This window comes from Streptomyces sp. NBC_01381, from assembly GCF_026340305.1.
Classification (GTDB): domain Bacteria; phylum Actinomycetota; class Actinomycetes; order Streptomycetales; family Streptomycetaceae; genus Streptomyces.
The window spans coordinates 4,422,360-4,438,138 of record NZ_JAPEPI010000001.1; the positions used below are offsets into that span (position 1 = coordinate 4,422,360).

Genomic DNA, 15,779 nt, shown 5'->3' on the forward strand with positions numbered 1-15,779 from the left:
GCGCTTACGGTAGAGCGTGTTGGACTCTGTTGGAAGGGGAGTGGTAACGGTTCGGACAGTCGAACGCCGAAACCCTTGACTGTGGTGGCACTTGGGAGTGGTATCCCAACCCTCGCGTTCGGTTGTGTTCGGTTGCACCCCGAGGAGGGGGACATGGCACAGTCATCGTTCAGTGATCCTGCTGCGCGTCGAAGCATGTCAGGACATCGGATGTCCCGGCGGAATCTGCTACGGGGTGCCGCCGTCGGCACCGGAGCGGTCACCCTTCCGGCCCTGCTCACGGCCTGCGGCGAAGGCCCCGGCGGCAACAAGGACGAAGTCACGATGGGCTCCAATTCGTCGGACGCGGTGCCCAAGAAGGCGTTCGCCGCCGCCTTCGACGCGTACGAGAAGAAGTCCGGGAAGACCGTCAAGGTCAACACGACAGAGCACAACGAGTTCCAGCAGAACATCACGCGCTATCTGCAGGGATCACCCGACGACGTCTTCATGTGGTTCGCCGGATACCGCATGCAGTACTTCGCGGAGAAGGGCCTGCTGATCGATGTCAGCGATGTGTGGAAGGGATTCAGCGGCTTCTCGGACGCACTGAAGGCGCAGTCCACGCACGACGGCAAGCAGTACTTCGTGCCGTACTACTACTACCCATGGGCCGTGTTCCACCGGAAGAGCCTCTTCGAGAAGCAGGGCTACGAACAGGCCAAGACCTGGGACGACTTCATCGCGCTTGCCAAGAAGATGAGCAAGGACGGGATTCCGGTCGCCTTCTGCGACAAGGACGGCTGGCCCGCGATGGGCACCTTCGACTACATCAACATGCGCCTCAACGGATACGAGTTCCACAAGAACCTGATGGCCGGCGAGGAAGCCTGGACGGACACCAAGGTCAAGAAGGTCTTCGACCTGTGGCGCGAACTCATGCCGTACTACCAGAAGGGCGCGCTCGGCCGCACCTGGGAAGAGGCCGGACAAGGCCTTCAGCAGCGCAAGACGGGCATGGCCGTCTTCGGAATGCCGCACCCCGGCCAGCAGTTCCCGGCGAAGGAGCGCGACGACATCGACTTCTTCGCCTTCCCCGAGATCGACCCCGCGTACGGACAGGACGCCGTCGAGGCACCCATCGACGGATTCCTGGTCGCCAAGAAGTCGAAGAACGTCGACGGCGCCAAGGAGCTCCTGAAGTGGCTCGGGACGCCGAAGGCCGAGGACATCTATCTGTCCGGTGACCCCAACAACGTCGCGGTCAACGACGGGGCCGACACCAGCAAGTACAGCCCGCTGCAGAAGAAATCGGCCGAACTCGTCGCCGGCGCCAAGCAGATATCGCAGTTCCTCGACCGGGACACCCGGCCCGACTTCGCGCAGACCGTCATGATCAAGGCCCTCCAGGACTTCATCGACGATCCGAACGACGTCGACGGACTGGTCAAGAGCATCGAGCGGCAGAAGAACGACATCTTCTCGTCGGACGTCAGCTGAGTAGCGGGGATTGCGTTCCGTGCCGCAGAAGACCATCGCGCGGCGCGCCGGACGACGGGGACCACGGCGCTTCACACGCCGTGACATCGTCGTCCTCGGCGTGCTCCTGGGAATTCCCGTCCTGCTGGACATCGTCATCATCTGGGGCCCGACCCTGGCCTCCATCGGCCTGTCCTTCACCTCCTGGGACGGCATAGGCGACATCCAGTGGGTCGGCGGAAAAAACTACGAGAACCTCGTCGACAACTACCCGGCCTTCTGGCCGGCCGTCCGCCACAACCTGCTGTGGATAGCGTTCCTCGGCCTGGTGGCGACGCCGTTCGGCCTCCTCCTCGCGGTCGTCATCGACCGCGGAGTCCGCTTCAGCCGCTTCTACCAGTCCGTTTTCTATATGCCGGTGGTGCTCTCGCTCGCCGTCGTCGGATTCATGGCCCAGCTGATCCTCGGCACCGACCAGGGCGTGGTCAACACCCTCCTCAACGACCGCAACGACCCGGTCGACTGGCTCGGAAACTCCGACATCAACATCTGGATGATGATGCTCGCCGCGAGCTGGCGGCATACGGGCTACGTGATGATCCTCTATCTTGCAGGCCTGAAATCCGTCGATCCCGCCTTGAAGGAGGCGGCGCAGATCGACGGCGCCAACGCCCGCCAGACGTTCTTCCGCGTCGTCTTCCCGACCCTGCGCCCGGTGAATGTCATCGTCGGCGTCATCACGGTCATCGAGGCTTTGCGTGCCTTCGACATCGTGTACGCGGTGAACAAGGGCCGCAATGGCCTGGAACTGCTCTCCGTGCTCATCACCGACAACATCATCGGCGAGGCCAGCCGTATCGGATTCGGCTCGGCCATCGCGGTCGTCCTGCTGTCCGTCTCCCTGGGATTCATCGTGACGTTCCTGGTCCAAGAGCTGCGAGGTGCGCGCGACCGATGACCGCCGACATCCACACCACGGCTCCCGCCGCCGCGCCGGCGCCGCCCGTCCGGAAATCCCCCGGACGCGGGCGACGTCCGGGCCGGTTCGGCGTGCACATCTTCCTCGCGGCCGTCTCCCTGGCGTTCCTCGCGCCGCTCCTCCTCGCCGTCTACGCCTCCCTTCGTCCGTACGAAGAGACGGCTCAGCACGGCTACTTCTCCTTCCCCGACCGCCTCTCCTTCGACTACTACCGCCAGGCCTACAGTGATTCCGGCATGGGCAAGTACTTCACCAACACCTTGCTCATCGCGGTGCCCGCGGTCGTCATCACGCTCTTCCTCGCGGCGTTCGTCGCCTTCGCCGTGTCCCGGCTGCGCATTCGCGGCGGAATGCTCCTGCTGATGTTCTTCACCGCGGGCAATCTGCTGCCTCCGCAGGTCCTCGTCACCCCGCTGTACGTCCTTTTCCTGAAGATTCCGCTTCCCTGGTGGATGTCCGATTCCCTCACCCTGTACGACTCGTACTGGGCGATCATCATCGTCAACATCGGCTTCCAGGTTGGCTTCTGCGTCTTCGTCCTCTCGAATTTCATGCGGACGCTGCCGCAGGAGATCCTGGAGGCGGCGATCGTGGACGGCGCGGGCGTATGGACCCAGTTCTGGCGCATCACGCTGCCGCTGTGCCGCCCCGCGCTGGCGGCCCTCGGAACGCTCGAATTCACCTGGATCTACAACGACTTCCTCTGGGCCCTGATCTTCATCTCCGACCCCGACAAACTCCCGATCACGTCATCCCTGAACAACTTGCGCGGCCAATTCTTCACGGACTACAACCTGCTGGCCGCAGGCTCGGTCCTGGTGGCCCTCCCCACGGTCCTCGTCTTCCTGCTGCTGCAGCGGCACTTCATCGCGGGGCTGACGCTGGGGTCGAGCAAGGGGTGAGGGCGACCGGCGGCTGACGGGCCCCCGGCGTCATCGAAGATCATCGGGTGTGCAGAATGACCCGTATGCCTATGACGAACACCCCGAAAACGGCAACGGTCGATGACGCTCAGTTGGTGAGCCGGACCCTGGCCCGTGCCTTCGGAGACGACCCGATGATGCGCTGGTTCTTCCCGGAAGACGCCTCTCGCGAGGCGGGACTTGGCCGGTACTTCACCACGCTGTTCACCCGGCAGTACGCGCGGCACGGCGTCTGCGAGCGGACCGACGCGGCGGCCGCCTTCTGGGTGGCGCCGGAGGGGCAGGAGAAGGCCGTCCCCGACGCGGAGACCATCCAGGAGCTCCAGGACATCCTGGGCGACCGGGCAGGCCTGTTCCGTGACGCGGTCGAGGCAGCTGCCGAGCACGGCCCGAAGGAAGCCCACTGGTACCTGGCGGTCATCGGCGCCGACCCGGCAGCCCGGGGCCAGGGGCACGGGTCGGTGCTGCTGCGCTCAGGACTCGCCCAGGCCGACGCGTCAGGCCTGCCGGTCTACTTGGAGTCCTCCAAGCCGTCCAACATCCCCGTGTACGAACACTTCGGCTTCACGGTCCTCGGGGAGGCACAACTGCCGGGCGGTGGGCCTGTGTTGTGGTCGATGCGCCGCGAGCCGCGTTCCGGCGCGGGCGCCTGACGGGCAGCGGGCGGCGGGGAGCCGGACGCTCGGTCGGCCGGGAGTCCGAGAGGTTTCGCCTCGTCCCGAGAAGGCGCAACTGCCGGGCGGTGGGCTGGTGTTGTGTTCCATGCGTCGCGGGCCGCGTCCCGGCACGGGCGCCTGACGGACGTCGGGCGGCGGGGAGCGGGCCTCTCGGTCGGCCGGGGGTGATCTCTCGGTCGGCACGGGGCCGGCCTCTTGGTCGGCCGGGATTCCGCGAGGCTTCACCCCGTCCCCAAGGGGCGCAACTGTCGGGCGGTGGGCTGGTGTTGTGTTCCATGCGTCGCGAGCTGGGTCCTGGCGCGGGCGCCAGACGGACGTCGGGCGGCAGGGAGTCGGCCTCTCGGTCGGCCGGGATTCCGCGAGGCTTCACCCCGTCCCCAGGAGGTGCAACTGCCGGGCGGTGGGCTGGTGTTGTGGTCGATGCGTCGCGGGCCGCGTTCCGGCGCGGGCGGCTGACGGACGTCGGGCGGCCGGGGGTCGGCCGCTCGGTCAGTCGTAGGTGGTCAGCGGACTCGGGCTGCGATGGTCTGGGCGCACGCCAGGGACTCGGAGTGCGTCGTGTCCACCTCCAGGTCGTAGGTCACGCCCTTGTGCACCGCGTCCGCCTGCAACGCGGCCATGCCCTGGGCCCGGTCGCCGCGTGCGATCTCGCGTCCCGCGGCGACCCCGCTGTCGCAGCGCACGCCGACCCACAGCACGTCCAGCTCGCCCAGAGCTTGCTGCCAGCGTTCCTGTGAGGAGACTCCGCCGAGAAAGACGTCGTCGACGATGATCCTGGCGCCGGCGCGGGCCATCGCCACGATGCCCTCCGTCCAGGCCGCCTCAAGGGCACGGAACTCCGCCCCGACGCTCACCCCGCCGTCCGCCGCGATCTCGATCCCCTCGTCCGACGCCTGCATCCTCGCGGGCATCGCCTCGACGAAGGAATCGCAGCCGAACGCCAGCCACGGATCAGGAAGAACGGCCTGCAGGCACCGTACGATCCCGGACTTCCCCGAGCTGGACCCGCCGTTGACAATGATCATCTGAGTCGCCACGCCGCCAGGGTAGGAGTTCTCCCGAGCCGTACGAAACGGATTTCCGTGGACTGCGGCTACTGTGACGGCGGAATGAGGGGGGCGGCATGCTCGACGACTGGGACGACGACACCGACTACCACCGTGCAGTGGGCTGCACTTGGGTCACGGTCGCGGTTGCCGTGATCTGCTCGCTGGCGGTCGTGGGCCTCGGTGTTGTCGCCGTCTTCGGTACGGACTTCTTCCTTGACATGACCGAAGCGCTCGGCCAGTAGGCTTACCCCGCCGCGTCCAGCGCCGCCTGCAGCGTAGGCGCGGGAGACAGCATCGCCGTGAGGCCGGCGATGCTGAGGATGCGCAGCGTCAGGGCGTGGGTGCAGACCACGGACAGGTGGCCGCCTCTGGCCGTCGTATGGCGGTGTGCGCGGACCAGCAGCGAGATGCCGGAGCAGTCGAAGAAGGTGATCTCGCGCAGGTCGATGATCACGGTCTTGGCGGGGCCCGCGGTGATGGGGTCGATGAGCGGGTTGACCCGCTGATAGGCCAACAGGTCGATGTCGCCGTGGAGTTCGATCACGACCGCGCCATTGAGTCCGTATACGCGAGGCGGCGGATCGGAGTCCTCGAAGGCGAATTCGTCCAGTGCGTCGAGCTGCATGGGTCCCCCCAGTGCCGATGACGATCGGACCCTCGCGGGGGAACCGGACCGTGTCGGAGAAGCCGGAATCAAGAGGTCACCAGGGGCTGGGGCGCCTTGCGGATCACGCTAGCGGTGCAGGGCGCACCCTGGAGTGCGGGAACGATTCATGCAGTCTCACTGCCACCCAATAGAGTGAAATGGAAGCGAATCGCTTGACAATCCAAGTCGGCTTTCCGCCTGGGCATTGGCCGCCTCAACAGGGCCTGGTTTCCGTGGCAGGGTGTTGCGGGCAAGCCACAGGGGGCCAAGAGAAGAGGGGGAACCGTGATCGTCTGGATCAACGGCGCGTCCGGTGCGGGCAAGACCAGCGCCGCACGGGAACTGATCGAGCTGATCCCGAACAGCACACTCTTCGACCCCGAGGTCATCGGCGGCGGACTGCCCGATCTGCTGCCGCCCAAGCACCTCGCCGAGGTGGGCGACTTCCAGGATCTGCCCATCTGGCGCAGACTCGTCGTGGACACCGCCGCGGCGCTGCTCGCCGAGGTCGGCGGAGTACTCGTGGTGCCGATGACCCTGCTGCGCCAGGACCACCGCGACGAGATCTTCGGCGGCCTGGCCTCGCGCAGGATCGCCGTACGGCATGTCGTCCTGGCCCCGGACGAAACGATCCTGCGCGAGCGAATAGCCAAGGGAATGGCCATCGAGCCCTACCGTGCGGCCCTCGCGGGCTGGCTGGGTGTGGATGCCCTGCGCGTCGACACCAGCGGGCTCACCCCCTACGAGACCGCCGAGCGCGTCGCCGACGCCGTACGCACCGGTGCCGCGTCCGTCTGCGACATCGTGCAGACCCCGGAGCCCACCGCGGAGACGCTCGCCGCCGGAGTGCTGCTCTTCGACGAGCACGACCGGGTGCTGCTCGTCGACCCGACGTACAAGGCCGGTTGGGAGTTCCCCGGCGGCGTCGTCGAAACGGGCGAGGCTCCCGCGCGCGCGGGCGTGCGCGAAGTCGCCGAGGAGACGGGCATCCACCTCACCGAAGCCCCGCGGCTCCTCGTCGTCGACTGGGAGCCGCCCGTGCCGCCCGGCTATGGAGGGATGCGCTTCCTCTTCGACGGCGGGCACCTCGACGGCGATGAGGCACGGCGGATGCTGCTGCCGGGACCGGAGCTGCGCGACTGCCGGTTCGTCACCGAGGAGGAGGCGGCCCGGCTGCTGCCTCCTGTGCGCTACGAACGGCTGCGCTGGGCACTGCGGGCACGCGAGCGCGGGGTCCCGCTGTACCTGGAGGCGAGCGTTCCGGTCGGCCGGCGGGAAGTCCCCGGCGGTTCGGGGCCGGAGAGCCCCTAGCTTTGGGTCGGCCCGAGATACGTCGCCGTTACGCAGCAGATCGCGCGCGGTGTCGGCGTACCGCGTCGCGGTTGGCGCACCGCTGGGAGCAGTAGCGCTGGCGCCCGGTGCGGGAGGTGTCGGCGAAGATCGTGGTGCACTCCGTCACGTCGCACCGCCGCAGCCGGTGCATGCCACGCCCCGCCAGGTGCAGCGCCGTACCCACGGAGAACAGCGAGAACAGCACGGAGCCGAGCGGCTTGCGGTCGTCGCGGTAGTGCAGGTGCCAGCCGGTGTCCGCGTGGTCGGTCAGGCGTGGGTAGGCGGCGGCCTCCGCCAGCATCCGGTTGACCAGCTCGGCGCGCTCGTTCTCGTCGGAGGCGTCGACGACCTTCTCCCACGCCTCCAGTGCTGCCAGGGTCCGGTCCAGGTCCCGCGGCGTGACCGGGCGCTCCAGTGTCAGCCCGGCGGCCCGGCAGCGGTCCGCGAGTTCCTCGGGGCCGGCCGGGCGGCGGTTGGCCAGGTCCGCGGCCAGGTTCACGGCATCCTCGCCGTAAGGGTTGAGGTGCATAAGACCATTACACCACTGTGGGCGGCATGAGTCAGCAGACGGGACACCCTCACCGCCCGACCCGCTCCAGAGAGCACACCGGCGTACGGCAGGCGGCCGATGACGACATCGCGGAGCTCGTACGCCTGCGGGCGTCGCTCTTCGACGACCTCGGCGGCGACTTCTTCAACCCCGCTTCAGCGGGCGACGATTGGCGGGTAGTCCTGGTCGCCGTACTGAAGGAGAAGCTGGCATCGGAGGACACGCGGATCCTCGTCGTGGACGGCGACGGCGACGGCGACGGCGACGGCGGCAGCGGCGGCCGGCTCGCCGCCTGTGGCATCGGCACCGTCGACCAGTGGTTTCCCGGCCCGCACTCGCGCAACGGCCGGGTCGGCCATGTGATCGGCGTGGTCACCGACCCGGCGCACCGGCGGCGCGGCCACAGCCGCGCGATCATGCGAGGGCTGCTCGGCTGGTTCCGCGAGCGGGACGTCTCCCGTGTGGACCTGTCCGCGTCGGCCGAAGGAGAGCCGCTCTATCGCGAACTCGGCTTCGTCGACCACCCCGACCCGTCGCTGTACTGGCGCCCATGACTGCCCATCAGGCAACGGCAGTTGGCAGCGCATCGCGGTACCGGTGGACCGTCCTCGGCATCGCCACCTTCACCCAGGCCGCCGCGGCCTTCTTCGTCCAGGGCATCGGGGCGCTCGGCATCCACCTGCAGCGTGATCTGGGCCTGAGCACGGCCCAGTTGGGCCTGCTGCTCTCGGCGGCCCAACTGGTGCCGCTGGTAGGGCTGTTGGTGGCCGGGGAGCTGCTTGACCGCATCGGCGAGCGATGGGTCGTCGGGGCCGGCGCCTGTGTCGTCGGCGTGGGCCTGCTGCTCGGCAGTGCGGTGCCCGGATACGTACCCCTGCTCTGTGTCCTGATCGTCGTCGGCGCTGGATACAGCACGATCCAGCCCGGCGGGAGCAAATCGGTCGCGGCCTGGTTCGACGCCTCTCAGCGCGGCATGGCGATGGGCATCCGCCAGGCGGGCCTGCCGCTGGGCGCCGCCATCGCATCGGCCGTACTGCCCCTGGTCGCCGAGGAGTTCGGCTGGCGGGCGACGCTCGTGGCCGGTGGGCTGATCGCGCTCCTCGGGGCCGGCGTGTTCATGGGGTTCTACCGCCGGCCGCCCACCGGTGGCGGTCAGCATCAGCAGGACGATGGCGGCTCGCCTACCTCGCTCAGGGAGCAACTCGACGCCCGCCTCGGGATGCTCCGCGAACCGGCCATGGTGAAGATCATGCTGTCCGGCACCAGCCTGATCACGGTGCAGTACGCCGTCGGGGTCCTGTCCGTTCTGCACCTGCACCGGACCACGTCGTTGGCGGCGGGCACGGCGGCCCTCGTCCTCGTGGTGGCCCAGGGGGTCGGCGTCGCCGGTCGTGTGTGCCTGGCGGCCTGGAGCGACCGCAGCGGCTCCGGGCGCTACGCCTCCGTCATGTTCTGCATGATCGCCGTCATCGCGGGGATGGTCGCGCTCATGACGCCCGCGGGCAGGTCACCCGCCGTGGCGTGCGCCGTCTTCGTCTGGCTCGGGTTCTTCGGCTACGGCTGGTACGGCCCGTGGGTCGCCTACGTCGCCGAATCTGCGCCCCCGGGCAAGACGGGATTCGCCCTGGGCCTTGCCATGTCCGTCAACCAGATCGCCATCGTGCTCGCGCCGCCCGCCCTCGGCCTGCTCATCGACGTCACGGGCAGCTTCACACCGGCGTGGGGCGTTCTCGCCGCGATGACCGCCGTGGCCCTGACGGCCATGACGGTCGCGGCTCACGGGGAACGCCCACGCGCCGGTGCCTGACTCAGCTCGCCGCGTACTTCTGGAGGAACAGCGCCTCGGCGACCGACAGCCGCTCCAACTCCTCCGGCGACACGCTCTCGTTGACCGCGTGGATCTGCGCCTCGGGCTCGCTGAGGCCGATCAGCAGGATCTCCGCCTGCGGGTAGAGCGCGGCGAGGGTGTTGCACAGCGGGATCGATCCGCCCTGCCCCGCGTACTGCATCTCCTCGCCCGGGTACGCCTCGCCCATCGCCTCAGCCATCGCCGCGTACGCCGGGCTCGTGGTGTCCGCGCGGAACGCCTGGCCCTGCCCGATCTGCTCGGTGGTCACCTGCGCGCCCCACGGCGTGTGCGTCTCCACGTGCGCCTGCAGCAGCTTGGTGGCCTCGGCGGCGTCGACGCCCGGCGGCACCCGCAGGCTGATCAGCGCCCGCGCGCCCGCCTGCACGGACGGCGTCGCGCCGACCACCGGCGGGCAGTCGATGCCGAGCACGGTGACGGCCGGGCGGGCCCAGATGCGGTCGGCGACCGTGCCCGCGCCGATCAGCTGGACGCCGTCGAGGACCTTGGCGTCCTTGCGGAAGGCGTCCTCTTCGTACTGAAGGCCGTCCCACACCTCGTCACCGGTGAGCCCGTCGACCGTCGTCGAACCGTCCTCGGCGCGCAGCGAGTCGAGCACCCGCACCAGCGCCGCGAGCGCGTCCGGGGCCGCGCCGCCGAACTGCCCCGAGTGCAGATTGCCCCCCAGGGTGTCGACGCGGACGCGTACGAGAGTCATGCCGCGCAGGGTCGCGGTGACCGTAGGCAGACCGACCCGGAAGTTGCCGGCGTCGCCGATGACGATCGTGTCGGCCGTGAGCAGCTCCGGGTGCTGCTCGGCGTACCGCTCGAGACCGCCCGTGCCCATCTCCTCCGAACCCTCCGCGATCACCTTGACGGTCACCGGGACGCCGCCGTTCGCCTTCAGGGCGCGCAGCGCGAGCAGGTTCATGACCACGCCGCCCTTGCAGTCGGCGGTGCCGCGGCCGTACCAGCGTCCTTCGCGCTCCGTCAGCTCGAACGGCGGGGTCGTCCACGCCGCCTCGTCGAGCGGCGGCTGCACGTCGTAGTGCGCGTAGAGCAGGACGGTGGGCGCGCCCTCCGGGCCGGGCAGCACGCCGTACACGGACTGGGTGCCGTCGGGGGTGTCGAGCAGCGCCACGTCCTGGAACCCCTCGGCGCGCAGCGCGTCCGCCACCCAGTTCGCGGCGGCCTCGCTCTCGCTCCTGGGGAACTGGTCGAAGTCCGCCACCGACTTGAAGGCCACCAGTTCAGTGAGCTCCGCCTTCGCCTTCGGCATCAGTGAGGCGACGGTCTCGGCGATCGGATTCGGCGACATGGGCACGCTCCTCGTAGGTGCGACGTTGTACGTGTGTGGGTGCTGTGATCCTCCCACAGGAGGGGGTCAGGGGTGCCCGCCGTAGGATGCTTTGGAAAGCGCGGCCAACAGCTGGATCGGGAGCGGTAGACCAACGTGAGCAGCGAGAACTCAGCGGACGACGCGCAGTACGTGTGGGACGTCGTCGTGGTGGGAGCAGGGCCCGCGGGGGCGTCGGCGGCCTACGCGGCGGCGGTCGCGGGACGCAGCGTCCTCGTCCTGGAGAAGGCCGAACTGCCCCGCTACAAAACGTGTGGCGGCGGCATCATCGGCCCGTCGCGCGACGCACTGCCGCCCGGTTTCGAACTGCCCTTCAGGGACCGGGTGCACGCCGTGACGTTCTCCCTCGACGGCAAGTTCGCCCGCACCCGACGCTCGAAGCAGATGCTCTTCGGGCTCATCAACCGCGCCGAGTTCGACCAGCAACTGGTCGAGCACGCGCAGAAGGCGGGTGCCGAGGTGCGTACGGGGGTCACCGTCGCGCGCGTGGAGCAGCACGGCTCCGCGGTGCCCGACCGGCGCACCGTCGCGGTCGTGCTGCAGGACGGCGAGACGGTCCTCGCCCGCGCGGTCGTCGGCGCAGACGGCAGCGCGAGCCGCATAGGAGCGCATGTCGGGGTGAAGCTCGACCAGGTGGACCTCGGTCTTGAGGCCGAGATCCCCGTGCCGCCGAGCGTCGCCGAGGACTGGGCGGGCCGGGTGCTCATCGACTGGGGCCCCATGCCCGGCAGTTACGGATGGGTGTTCCCCAAGGGGGACACGCTCACCGTCGGCGTGATCTCCGCGCGCGGGGAAGGCGCCGCCACCAAGCGGTACTTGGAAGACTTCATCGCCCGCCTCGGCCTCGCGGGCTTCGAGCCGAGCATCTCCTCGGGCCATCTGACGCGCTGCCGCAGCGACGACTCGCCGCTCTCGCGCGGCCGGGTCGTGGTGTGCGGTGACGCGGCGGGGCTCCTGGAGCCGTGGACCCGCGAAGGCATCTCCTTCGCCCTGCGCTCGGGGCGTCTTGCGGGGGAGTGGGCGGTGCGGATCGGCGAGGCGCACGACGCGGTCGACGCCCGCCGCCAGGCCCTGAACTACGCCTTCGCCGTCAAGGCCGGCCTCGGCGTCGAGATGAGCGTCGGGCGGCGCATGCTGACCATCTTCGAGCGCCGCCCCGGCGTGCTGCACGCGGCGATCACCGGCTTCCGGCCCGCGTGGAACGCGTTCGCGAGGATCACCCGTGGCTCGACGACGCTCGGCGAGCTGGTGCGGAACCATCCGCTGGCGGGGCGGGCGCTTTCCGCCATAGACCGGTAGCGGGGGGCTCGTAGGGGGCTCGTAACCTCCGGACTTGGCAGGACTTGGGGCTCGGCCGCCTGTGGGTGGCCGGGCCTCATTTCGTGACGGTGATCCGGAAGACGGGGTGGTCCGCCGCGGCCGCCTCGATCTCCGCGTCCGTCGACTTGGCGGTGACGCCCTTGAAGTACTGGTTGACCTCCCAGCCCCACTTCTCCAGATAGCCGCGGAGCACCGGCAGCTTCTCGGCGTCGGGGATCTCCACGGCGGTGAACGCACGCACCTTGCGCCCGACCCGCAGCTCCCCGCCGCCCGCCGCCCGCATATTGCGCACCCACTGGGAGTGCCCGCGGGCCGAGACCAGGTACTGCCCGTCTTCGTACGTGAACGGGTTGACCGGTACGCGCTGCATCTGGCCGCTCTTGCGGCCGCGTACGGAGAGCTCGGCGGACCCCATCAGGCTGATGCCGCGCCGCGCCAGCCACCCGATCACGCCGTTGAGCCGGACGTTGAGGGGGCTGCCCTTGAGGTAGTAGGGGGAGGGCGAGGGGGAGGCGGGGGAGGGCGAAGACATGGTGACCACCTTGGTTGGTTGGAAGCGATTCCGAGAGCAGTGCTCTCGCTTTAGAGCAGTGTGCACGAGATCGGTGATCCAAAGCAAGAGCAGTGCTCTCGAAAGTGTTAAGTGCTCTTGTTTCGGCGCACTGCTCTGGATGCGTGGCACACTGCCTGCATGAGTAGTGCCACCAGCGGAGCCAGGGCCCGCGCCCGAGTCGAAGTCACCGCAGCCATCAAGGACGAGGCGCGCAGACAGCTGGCGGGCGATGGCGCGGCCAAACTGTCACTGCGGGCGGTGGCCCGCGAGCTCGGCATGGTGTCCTCCGCGCTCTACCGCTACTTCCCCAGCCGCGACGAGCTCCTGACCGCCCTCATCATCGATGCCTACGACTCCCTCGGCGCTGCCGCGGAGGCCGCGCACGCCGAGGTGGCGACAGCCGCGCCCGTGCGGCGGTGGACGGTGACCTGCGAGGCTGTCCGCACCTGGGCCCTGGCGCACCCCCACGAGTACGCCCTCATCTATGGCTCGCCCGTGCCGGGCTACAGCGCGCCCCAGTCCACCGTCGAAGCCGCCGCGCGCGTGGGTCTTCTGCTGATCGGGATTGTGCGCGACGCCCACCGGGCGCGTGGTGTCGCGGTGCGGAAGCTGCCCGCCGGGCTGCGCTCCGAGGCCGAGCGGATGGCCGCGGATCTCGCCCCCGATCTGCCGCCGGCGGTGATCGCGGCGATGGTCGCGGCGTGGGCGCAGCTCTTCGGGCTCGTGGGCTTCGAGGTGTTCGGGCAGTTCAACCGCGTCGTCGAGGACCGCTCGGAGTTCTTCTCGTATGCGGCCACGCAACTCGCCCATGGTGTGGGGCTGTTGGAGTAGGAGCAGGAGGAGCCCCGGCCAGGATGCGGGTCTCATTCCGCAGGCAGGGCGCGGGCAGCCGCGTCGCAGGCAGCTCCGGGTCCTGGCGCAGCATCCGCTCGTGCAGGGGCCGCAGTGTGGTCACCGGGCCGTTCCCATGGTCTCCGAGATCTGGTGCGGCGCGTCCTCGCAGTCGAGCAGCGAGTCCGTGGCCAACCTCGTACTCGGCCTGGTGCTCGGCATCGATTACAGCGTCTCTGGTCAGCTGAGTGTTCCCATGTCAGATGCTGGGTCTGGTAACGGGATTGCCCACCGTGGAGGGGTGGCGTGGGCGTGCAGGCGGAAGCCCGCGCCCAGTGCCGCTCCTCGTGGTTGGTGACCGGCTGCGGTGGGTGTGCTGATCGTCGTCACGTCCTGGTGCCGGTGGGCTGCGCGGGGCAGCCGGGGCCGGTCCGTGTGAGCGTGTCCCTCCGGACGCTTGCCCGCTGGGCCTTGTGGCCCGGTGGGGGAGGGCGCCCTGCGTCGCCTGGGCGCGGGGCGTGTTGTCTGTCGCCGGGTGGGGCGGGTCTTGGACCGGTCCGGGCTGGTCTTCGGTGTGGCCGGGGTGATGACCGCGCCCTCTTCAAGCTGGTCCACGACCGCGCGGATCACCATGCTGCCGGTGGTGCGGTCGGTGACGGTCTTGGCCTGGTGGGTCAGGCCACGGGCGGCGATGCGCCGCCACGCTCCGTTGTCGCGGTCTCCCTGCCAGCGGCAGGACGGGCACAGGGCCCATTTCCAGCCGGGTGTGGCGGGCCGGTCCGGGGCTTTGCGGTGCCACAGTGGCGTGAGGCACTGCGGGCAGTGCCGGGAGGTGTTGCGGGCAGGCACCATGACGACAGCGATCCCCACTTCGGCGGCAAGGTGTCGCATATGGTCCACGATCTGCCCGCGCACCTGCTGAGACATGCGCGCGTTAAGTCTGCGGCCCTTGTCCCGCGCTTCCATGGAGCGGAGGTCTTCGACGTAGATCACCGTGGCTCCGGCGGCGATGGCCTGGTCGACGGCCCAGCGGGCGGCAGCCCACGCCAGGGCGTCGTTGAGGTTCGAACGTCGGTCGGACACGCAGCGGATCTCATCGGCCAGAACGGTGCCCCTGGCCGTCAGGGGATGGCTTGTATCGCCGTCGGCAAGCCGCCGGTAGTGGTCGGCTTTGGCGTGCAGGTATTCGCTCTCGCGGCGCAGGCGGTGCTGCTTGGCCAGGACGCCGGCGGCCCGGAACATGCCTCCGGCTCCGAGGGCTGTGATCCGCCCGTCATCGTGCAGCCGGGCGGCCCCGGCGGACAGTAGGGTGTTCAGGCCCCAGTCCACACCGAGCGCGACCCTGTGACCGATGCGGGCGGCCCTCGGAACCGGGTGGCTGTACGCGAGATCGGCGTGGACGTGCCCCTGCCGGATATGCAGGGTGGGCAGGTGCAGCACGGCGCATGGGGGAATCGTCGGGGGCAGCCTGATGGGGCAGGCTACCCAGGTCCAGTCCCGGTACGAGCGCGGGTCGTGGCGGGTCGGGAGCTGAAGGCGCAGCAGTGCGCGGTCCGGCTCATCCGACCGTTCGATGGTGGCCTGCTGCCCGTCACATGCCGCAAGTAGCAGCATGCGTGCCGTGCGCGGCGCGGCCTCCACCTCGAACAGGTTGACCGGCATCCGGTGATGCTTCCTGACGAACGCGGTGATCTGCCGGGTCCGTGAGGCGATGACGCTGGAAGGCAAATACCGCCCGCCGGGCACCGCGTCACGCACCGCATCCCACTCGCCCGCAGTCCGCCTGGCCGGATCGGCGGGCCATGTGCCGAGGACTCCAGCGGTCAGGTCGGCACGCCACTTCGCCGCTCGCAAGGTCCGCCCGGCCTGTTCCTGTGCTATGCGCACGATCCGGTCATTGACCTTGACGCCCTGATCCGGAGCGGCGGTCCAGCCCAGGCGGCGCAGCGCCATCCACGCATTCGACGGCAACGTCCGCCCGCCCGCGTCCTCGCCCGAGGCCAGCAGATCCACATCAGTGGCGTTCCAATGTCCGGCCAGCAGGTCGGCGCTCATATCGGCCACCAGAGCGGCACACCAGCCGACCCGCTCCGCCAGCACACCAGCGGGCAGCAGTTCACCAGTCTCTTCGTCCACGCCGGTACGCAGCAGGCCACGGGCACAAGCGGTCCGGGCGATCTCGCCCGCGGCGAGCGGCACCTTACGACTCATTGGTCCCCTCCCCGCTCCGCCGATGCTGTCATCCGATCAACGACACC

16 protein-coding genes are annotated in these 15,779 nt (G+C 69.3%); 10 read left to right on the forward strand and 6 right to left on the reverse strand.

Annotation, left to right across the window (positions count from 1 at the left end; translation table 11 throughout):
• Positions 1 to 210 precede the first annotated feature (210 nt).
• From OG453_RS20610 to OG453_RS20625, 4 genes are read left to right on the forward strand one after another with little or no spacing between them, the layout of a single operon-like run.
• Complete coding sequence (locus tag OG453_RS20610; protein ID WP_266869441.1) at positions 211 to 1,479, forward strand: ABC transporter substrate-binding protein; 1,269 nt, start codon at positions 211 to 213, stop codon at positions 1,477 to 1,479.
• Positions 1,480 to 1,498: 19 nt separating this feature from the next.
• Complete coding sequence (locus OG453_RS20615; RefSeq protein ID WP_266869442.1) at positions 1,499 to 2,416, forward strand: carbohydrate ABC transporter permease; 918 nt, start codon at positions 1,499 to 1,501, stop codon at positions 2,414 to 2,416.
• Positions 2,413 to 3,339 (forward strand): carbohydrate ABC transporter permease, encoded by a 927-nt coding sequence (locus tag OG453_RS20620; RefSeq protein WP_266869443.1) that lies wholly within the window; start codon positions 2,413 to 2,415, stop codon positions 3,337 to 3,339. Before OG453_RS20615 ends, OG453_RS20620 begins: the two co-directional genes overlap by 4 nt.
• Positions 3,340 to 3,395: 56 nt before the next feature.
• Positions 3,396 to 4,013 carry an N-acetyltransferase gene (locus OG453_RS20625; RefSeq protein WP_266869445.1) on the forward strand — a complete coding sequence of 206 codons (618 nt, stop codon included), beginning with the start codon at positions 3,396 to 3,398 and terminating at the stop codon, positions 4,011 to 4,013.
• A 527-nt stretch (positions 4,014 to 4,540) separates the two neighbouring features.
• Here the strand turns inward: OG453_RS20625 and cpt are convergent.
• Positions 4,541 to 5,074: a chloramphenicol phosphotransferase CPT gene (cpt, locus tag OG453_RS20630; protein ID WP_266869446.1), complete on the reverse strand. Its 534-nt coding sequence runs from the start codon at positions 5,072 to 5,074 to the stop codon at positions 4,541 to 4,543.
• A gap of 86 nt (positions 5,075 to 5,160) precedes the next feature.
• On the opposite strand from cpt, the gene OG453_RS20635 reads away from it, so the two are divergent.
• Positions 5,161 to 5,328 carry a hypothetical protein gene (locus OG453_RS20635; RefSeq protein ID WP_266869447.1) on the forward strand — a complete coding sequence of 56 codons (168 nt, stop codon included), beginning with the start codon at positions 5,161 to 5,163 and terminating at the stop codon, positions 5,326 to 5,328.
• Between the two features lie 2 nt (positions 5,329 to 5,330).
• Here the strand turns inward: OG453_RS20635 and OG453_RS20640 are convergent, their stop codons facing one another.
• Positions 5,331 to 5,711, reverse strand: a complete 381-nt coding sequence (locus OG453_RS20640; RefSeq protein ID WP_266869448.1) for an STAS domain-containing protein — start codon at positions 5,709 to 5,711, stop codon at positions 5,331 to 5,333.
• 306 nt (positions 5,712 to 6,017) lie between these two features.
• On the opposite strand from OG453_RS20640, the gene OG453_RS45155 reads away from it, so the two are divergent.
• Positions 6,018 to 7,043, forward strand: a complete 1,026-nt coding sequence (locus OG453_RS45155) for an NUDIX domain-containing protein (protein WP_323178644.1) — start codon at positions 6,018 to 6,020, stop codon at positions 7,041 to 7,043.
• A 28-nt stretch (positions 7,044 to 7,071) separates the two neighbouring features.
• Here OG453_RS45155 and OG453_RS20655 read toward each other — a convergent pair whose 3' ends face one another.
• Positions 7,072 to 7,593, reverse strand: coding sequence for a CGNR zinc finger domain-containing protein (locus OG453_RS20655; protein ID WP_266869449.1), 522 nt, complete (start codon positions 7,591 to 7,593; stop codon positions 7,072 to 7,074).
• Positions 7,594 to 7,619: 26 nt separating this feature from the next.
• On the opposite strand from OG453_RS20655, the gene OG453_RS20660 reads away from it, so the two are divergent.
• Positions 7,620 to 8,168, forward strand: coding sequence for a GNAT family N-acetyltransferase (locus OG453_RS20660; RefSeq protein ID WP_266869450.1), 549 nt, complete (start codon positions 7,620 to 7,622; stop codon positions 8,166 to 8,168).
• Entirely contained in the window at positions 8,165 to 9,421 is a 1,257-nt protein-coding gene (locus tag OG453_RS20665) for an MFS transporter (protein ID WP_266869451.1), read from the forward strand. The genes OG453_RS20660 and OG453_RS20665 overlap by 4 nt, the downstream gene beginning before the upstream one ends.
• A 1-nt stretch (position 9,422) precedes the next feature.
• Here OG453_RS20665 and OG453_RS20670 read toward each other — a convergent pair whose 3' ends face one another.
• On the reverse strand, positions 9,423 to 10,778 hold the full coding sequence (locus tag OG453_RS20670) for a dipeptidase (RefSeq protein ID WP_266869453.1): 1,356 nt from the start codon (positions 10,776 to 10,778) through the stop codon (positions 9,423 to 9,425).
• A gap of 135 nt (positions 10,779 to 10,913) precedes the next feature.
• On the opposite strand from OG453_RS20670, the gene OG453_RS20675 reads away from it, so the two are divergent.
• Positions 10,914 to 12,116 (forward strand): geranylgeranyl reductase family protein, encoded by a 1,203-nt coding sequence (locus OG453_RS20675; protein WP_266869454.1) that lies wholly within the window; start codon positions 10,914 to 10,916, stop codon positions 12,114 to 12,116.
• Between the two features lie 76 nt (positions 12,117 to 12,192).
• Here OG453_RS20675 and OG453_RS20680 read toward each other — a convergent pair whose 3' ends face one another.
• Positions 12,193 to 12,669 carry a nitroreductase family deazaflavin-dependent oxidoreductase gene (locus OG453_RS20680; protein WP_266869455.1) on the reverse strand — a complete coding sequence of 159 codons (477 nt, stop codon included), beginning with the start codon at positions 12,667 to 12,669 and terminating at the stop codon, positions 12,193 to 12,195.
• A 159-nt stretch (positions 12,670 to 12,828) separates the two neighbouring features.
• On the opposite strand from OG453_RS20680, the gene OG453_RS20685 reads away from it, so the two are divergent.
• A complete protein-coding gene (locus OG453_RS20685; RefSeq protein WP_266869456.1) occupies positions 12,829 to 13,521 on the forward strand; it encodes a TetR/AcrR family transcriptional regulator in 693 nt (230 codons plus the stop codon).
• Positions 13,522 to 13,761: 240 nt separating this feature from the next.
• Here OG453_RS20685 and OG453_RS20690 read toward each other — a convergent pair whose 3' ends face one another.
• Positions 13,762 to 15,732, reverse strand: coding sequence for a zinc ribbon domain-containing protein (locus OG453_RS20690; protein ID WP_266869457.1), 1,971 nt, complete (start codon positions 15,730 to 15,732; stop codon positions 13,762 to 13,764).
• Positions 15,733 to 15,779: the final 47 nt, after the last annotated feature.

What these genes read in the sequence shown, in the direction of transcription:
- OG453_RS20610 (WP_266869441.1), top strand. Translation starts at nt 211, where the DNA reads ATGTCCCGGCGGAATCTGCTACGGGGTGCCGCCGTCGGCACCGGAGCG.
- OG453_RS20620 (WP_266869443.1), top strand. Translation starts at nt 2,413, where the DNA reads ATGACCGCCGACATCCACACCACGGCTCCCGCCGCCGCGCCGGCGCCG.
- OG453_RS20625 (WP_266869445.1), top strand. Translation starts at nt 3,396, where the DNA reads ATGACCCGTATGCCTATGACGAACACCCCGAAAACGGCAACGGTCGAT.
- OG453_RS20635 (WP_266869447.1), top strand. Translation starts at nt 5,161, where the DNA reads ATGCTCGACGACTGGGACGACGACACCGACTACCACCGTGCAGTGGGC.
- OG453_RS20640 (WP_266869448.1), bottom strand. Translation starts at nt 5,711, where the DNA reads ATGCAGCTCGACGCACTGGACGAATTCGCCTTCGAGGACTCCGATCCG.
- OG453_RS20655 (WP_266869449.1), bottom strand. Translation starts at nt 7,593, where the DNA reads ATGCACCTCAACCCTTACGGCGAGGATGCCGTGAACCTGGCCGCGGAC.
- OG453_RS20660 (WP_266869450.1), top strand. Translation starts at nt 7,620, where the DNA reads ATGAGTCAGCAGACGGGACACCCTCACCGCCCGACCCGCTCCAGAGAG.
- OG453_RS20665 (WP_266869451.1), top strand. Translation starts at nt 8,165, where the DNA reads ATGACTGCCCATCAGGCAACGGCAGTTGGCAGCGCATCGCGGTACCGG.
- OG453_RS20670 (WP_266869453.1), bottom strand. Translation starts at nt 10,778, where the DNA reads ATGTCGCCGAATCCGATCGCCGAGACCGTCGCCTCACTGATGCCGAAG.
- OG453_RS20680 (WP_266869455.1), bottom strand. Translation starts at nt 12,669, where the DNA reads ATGTCTTCGCCCTCCCCCGCCTCCCCCTCGCCCTCCCCCTACTACCTC.
- OG453_RS20685 (WP_266869456.1), top strand. Translation starts at nt 12,829, where the DNA reads ATGAGTAGTGCCACCAGCGGAGCCAGGGCCCGCGCCCGAGTCGAAGTC.
- OG453_RS20690 (WP_266869457.1), bottom strand. Translation starts at nt 15,732, where the DNA reads ATGAGTCGTAAGGTGCCGCTCGCCGCGGGCGAGATCGCCCGGACCGCT.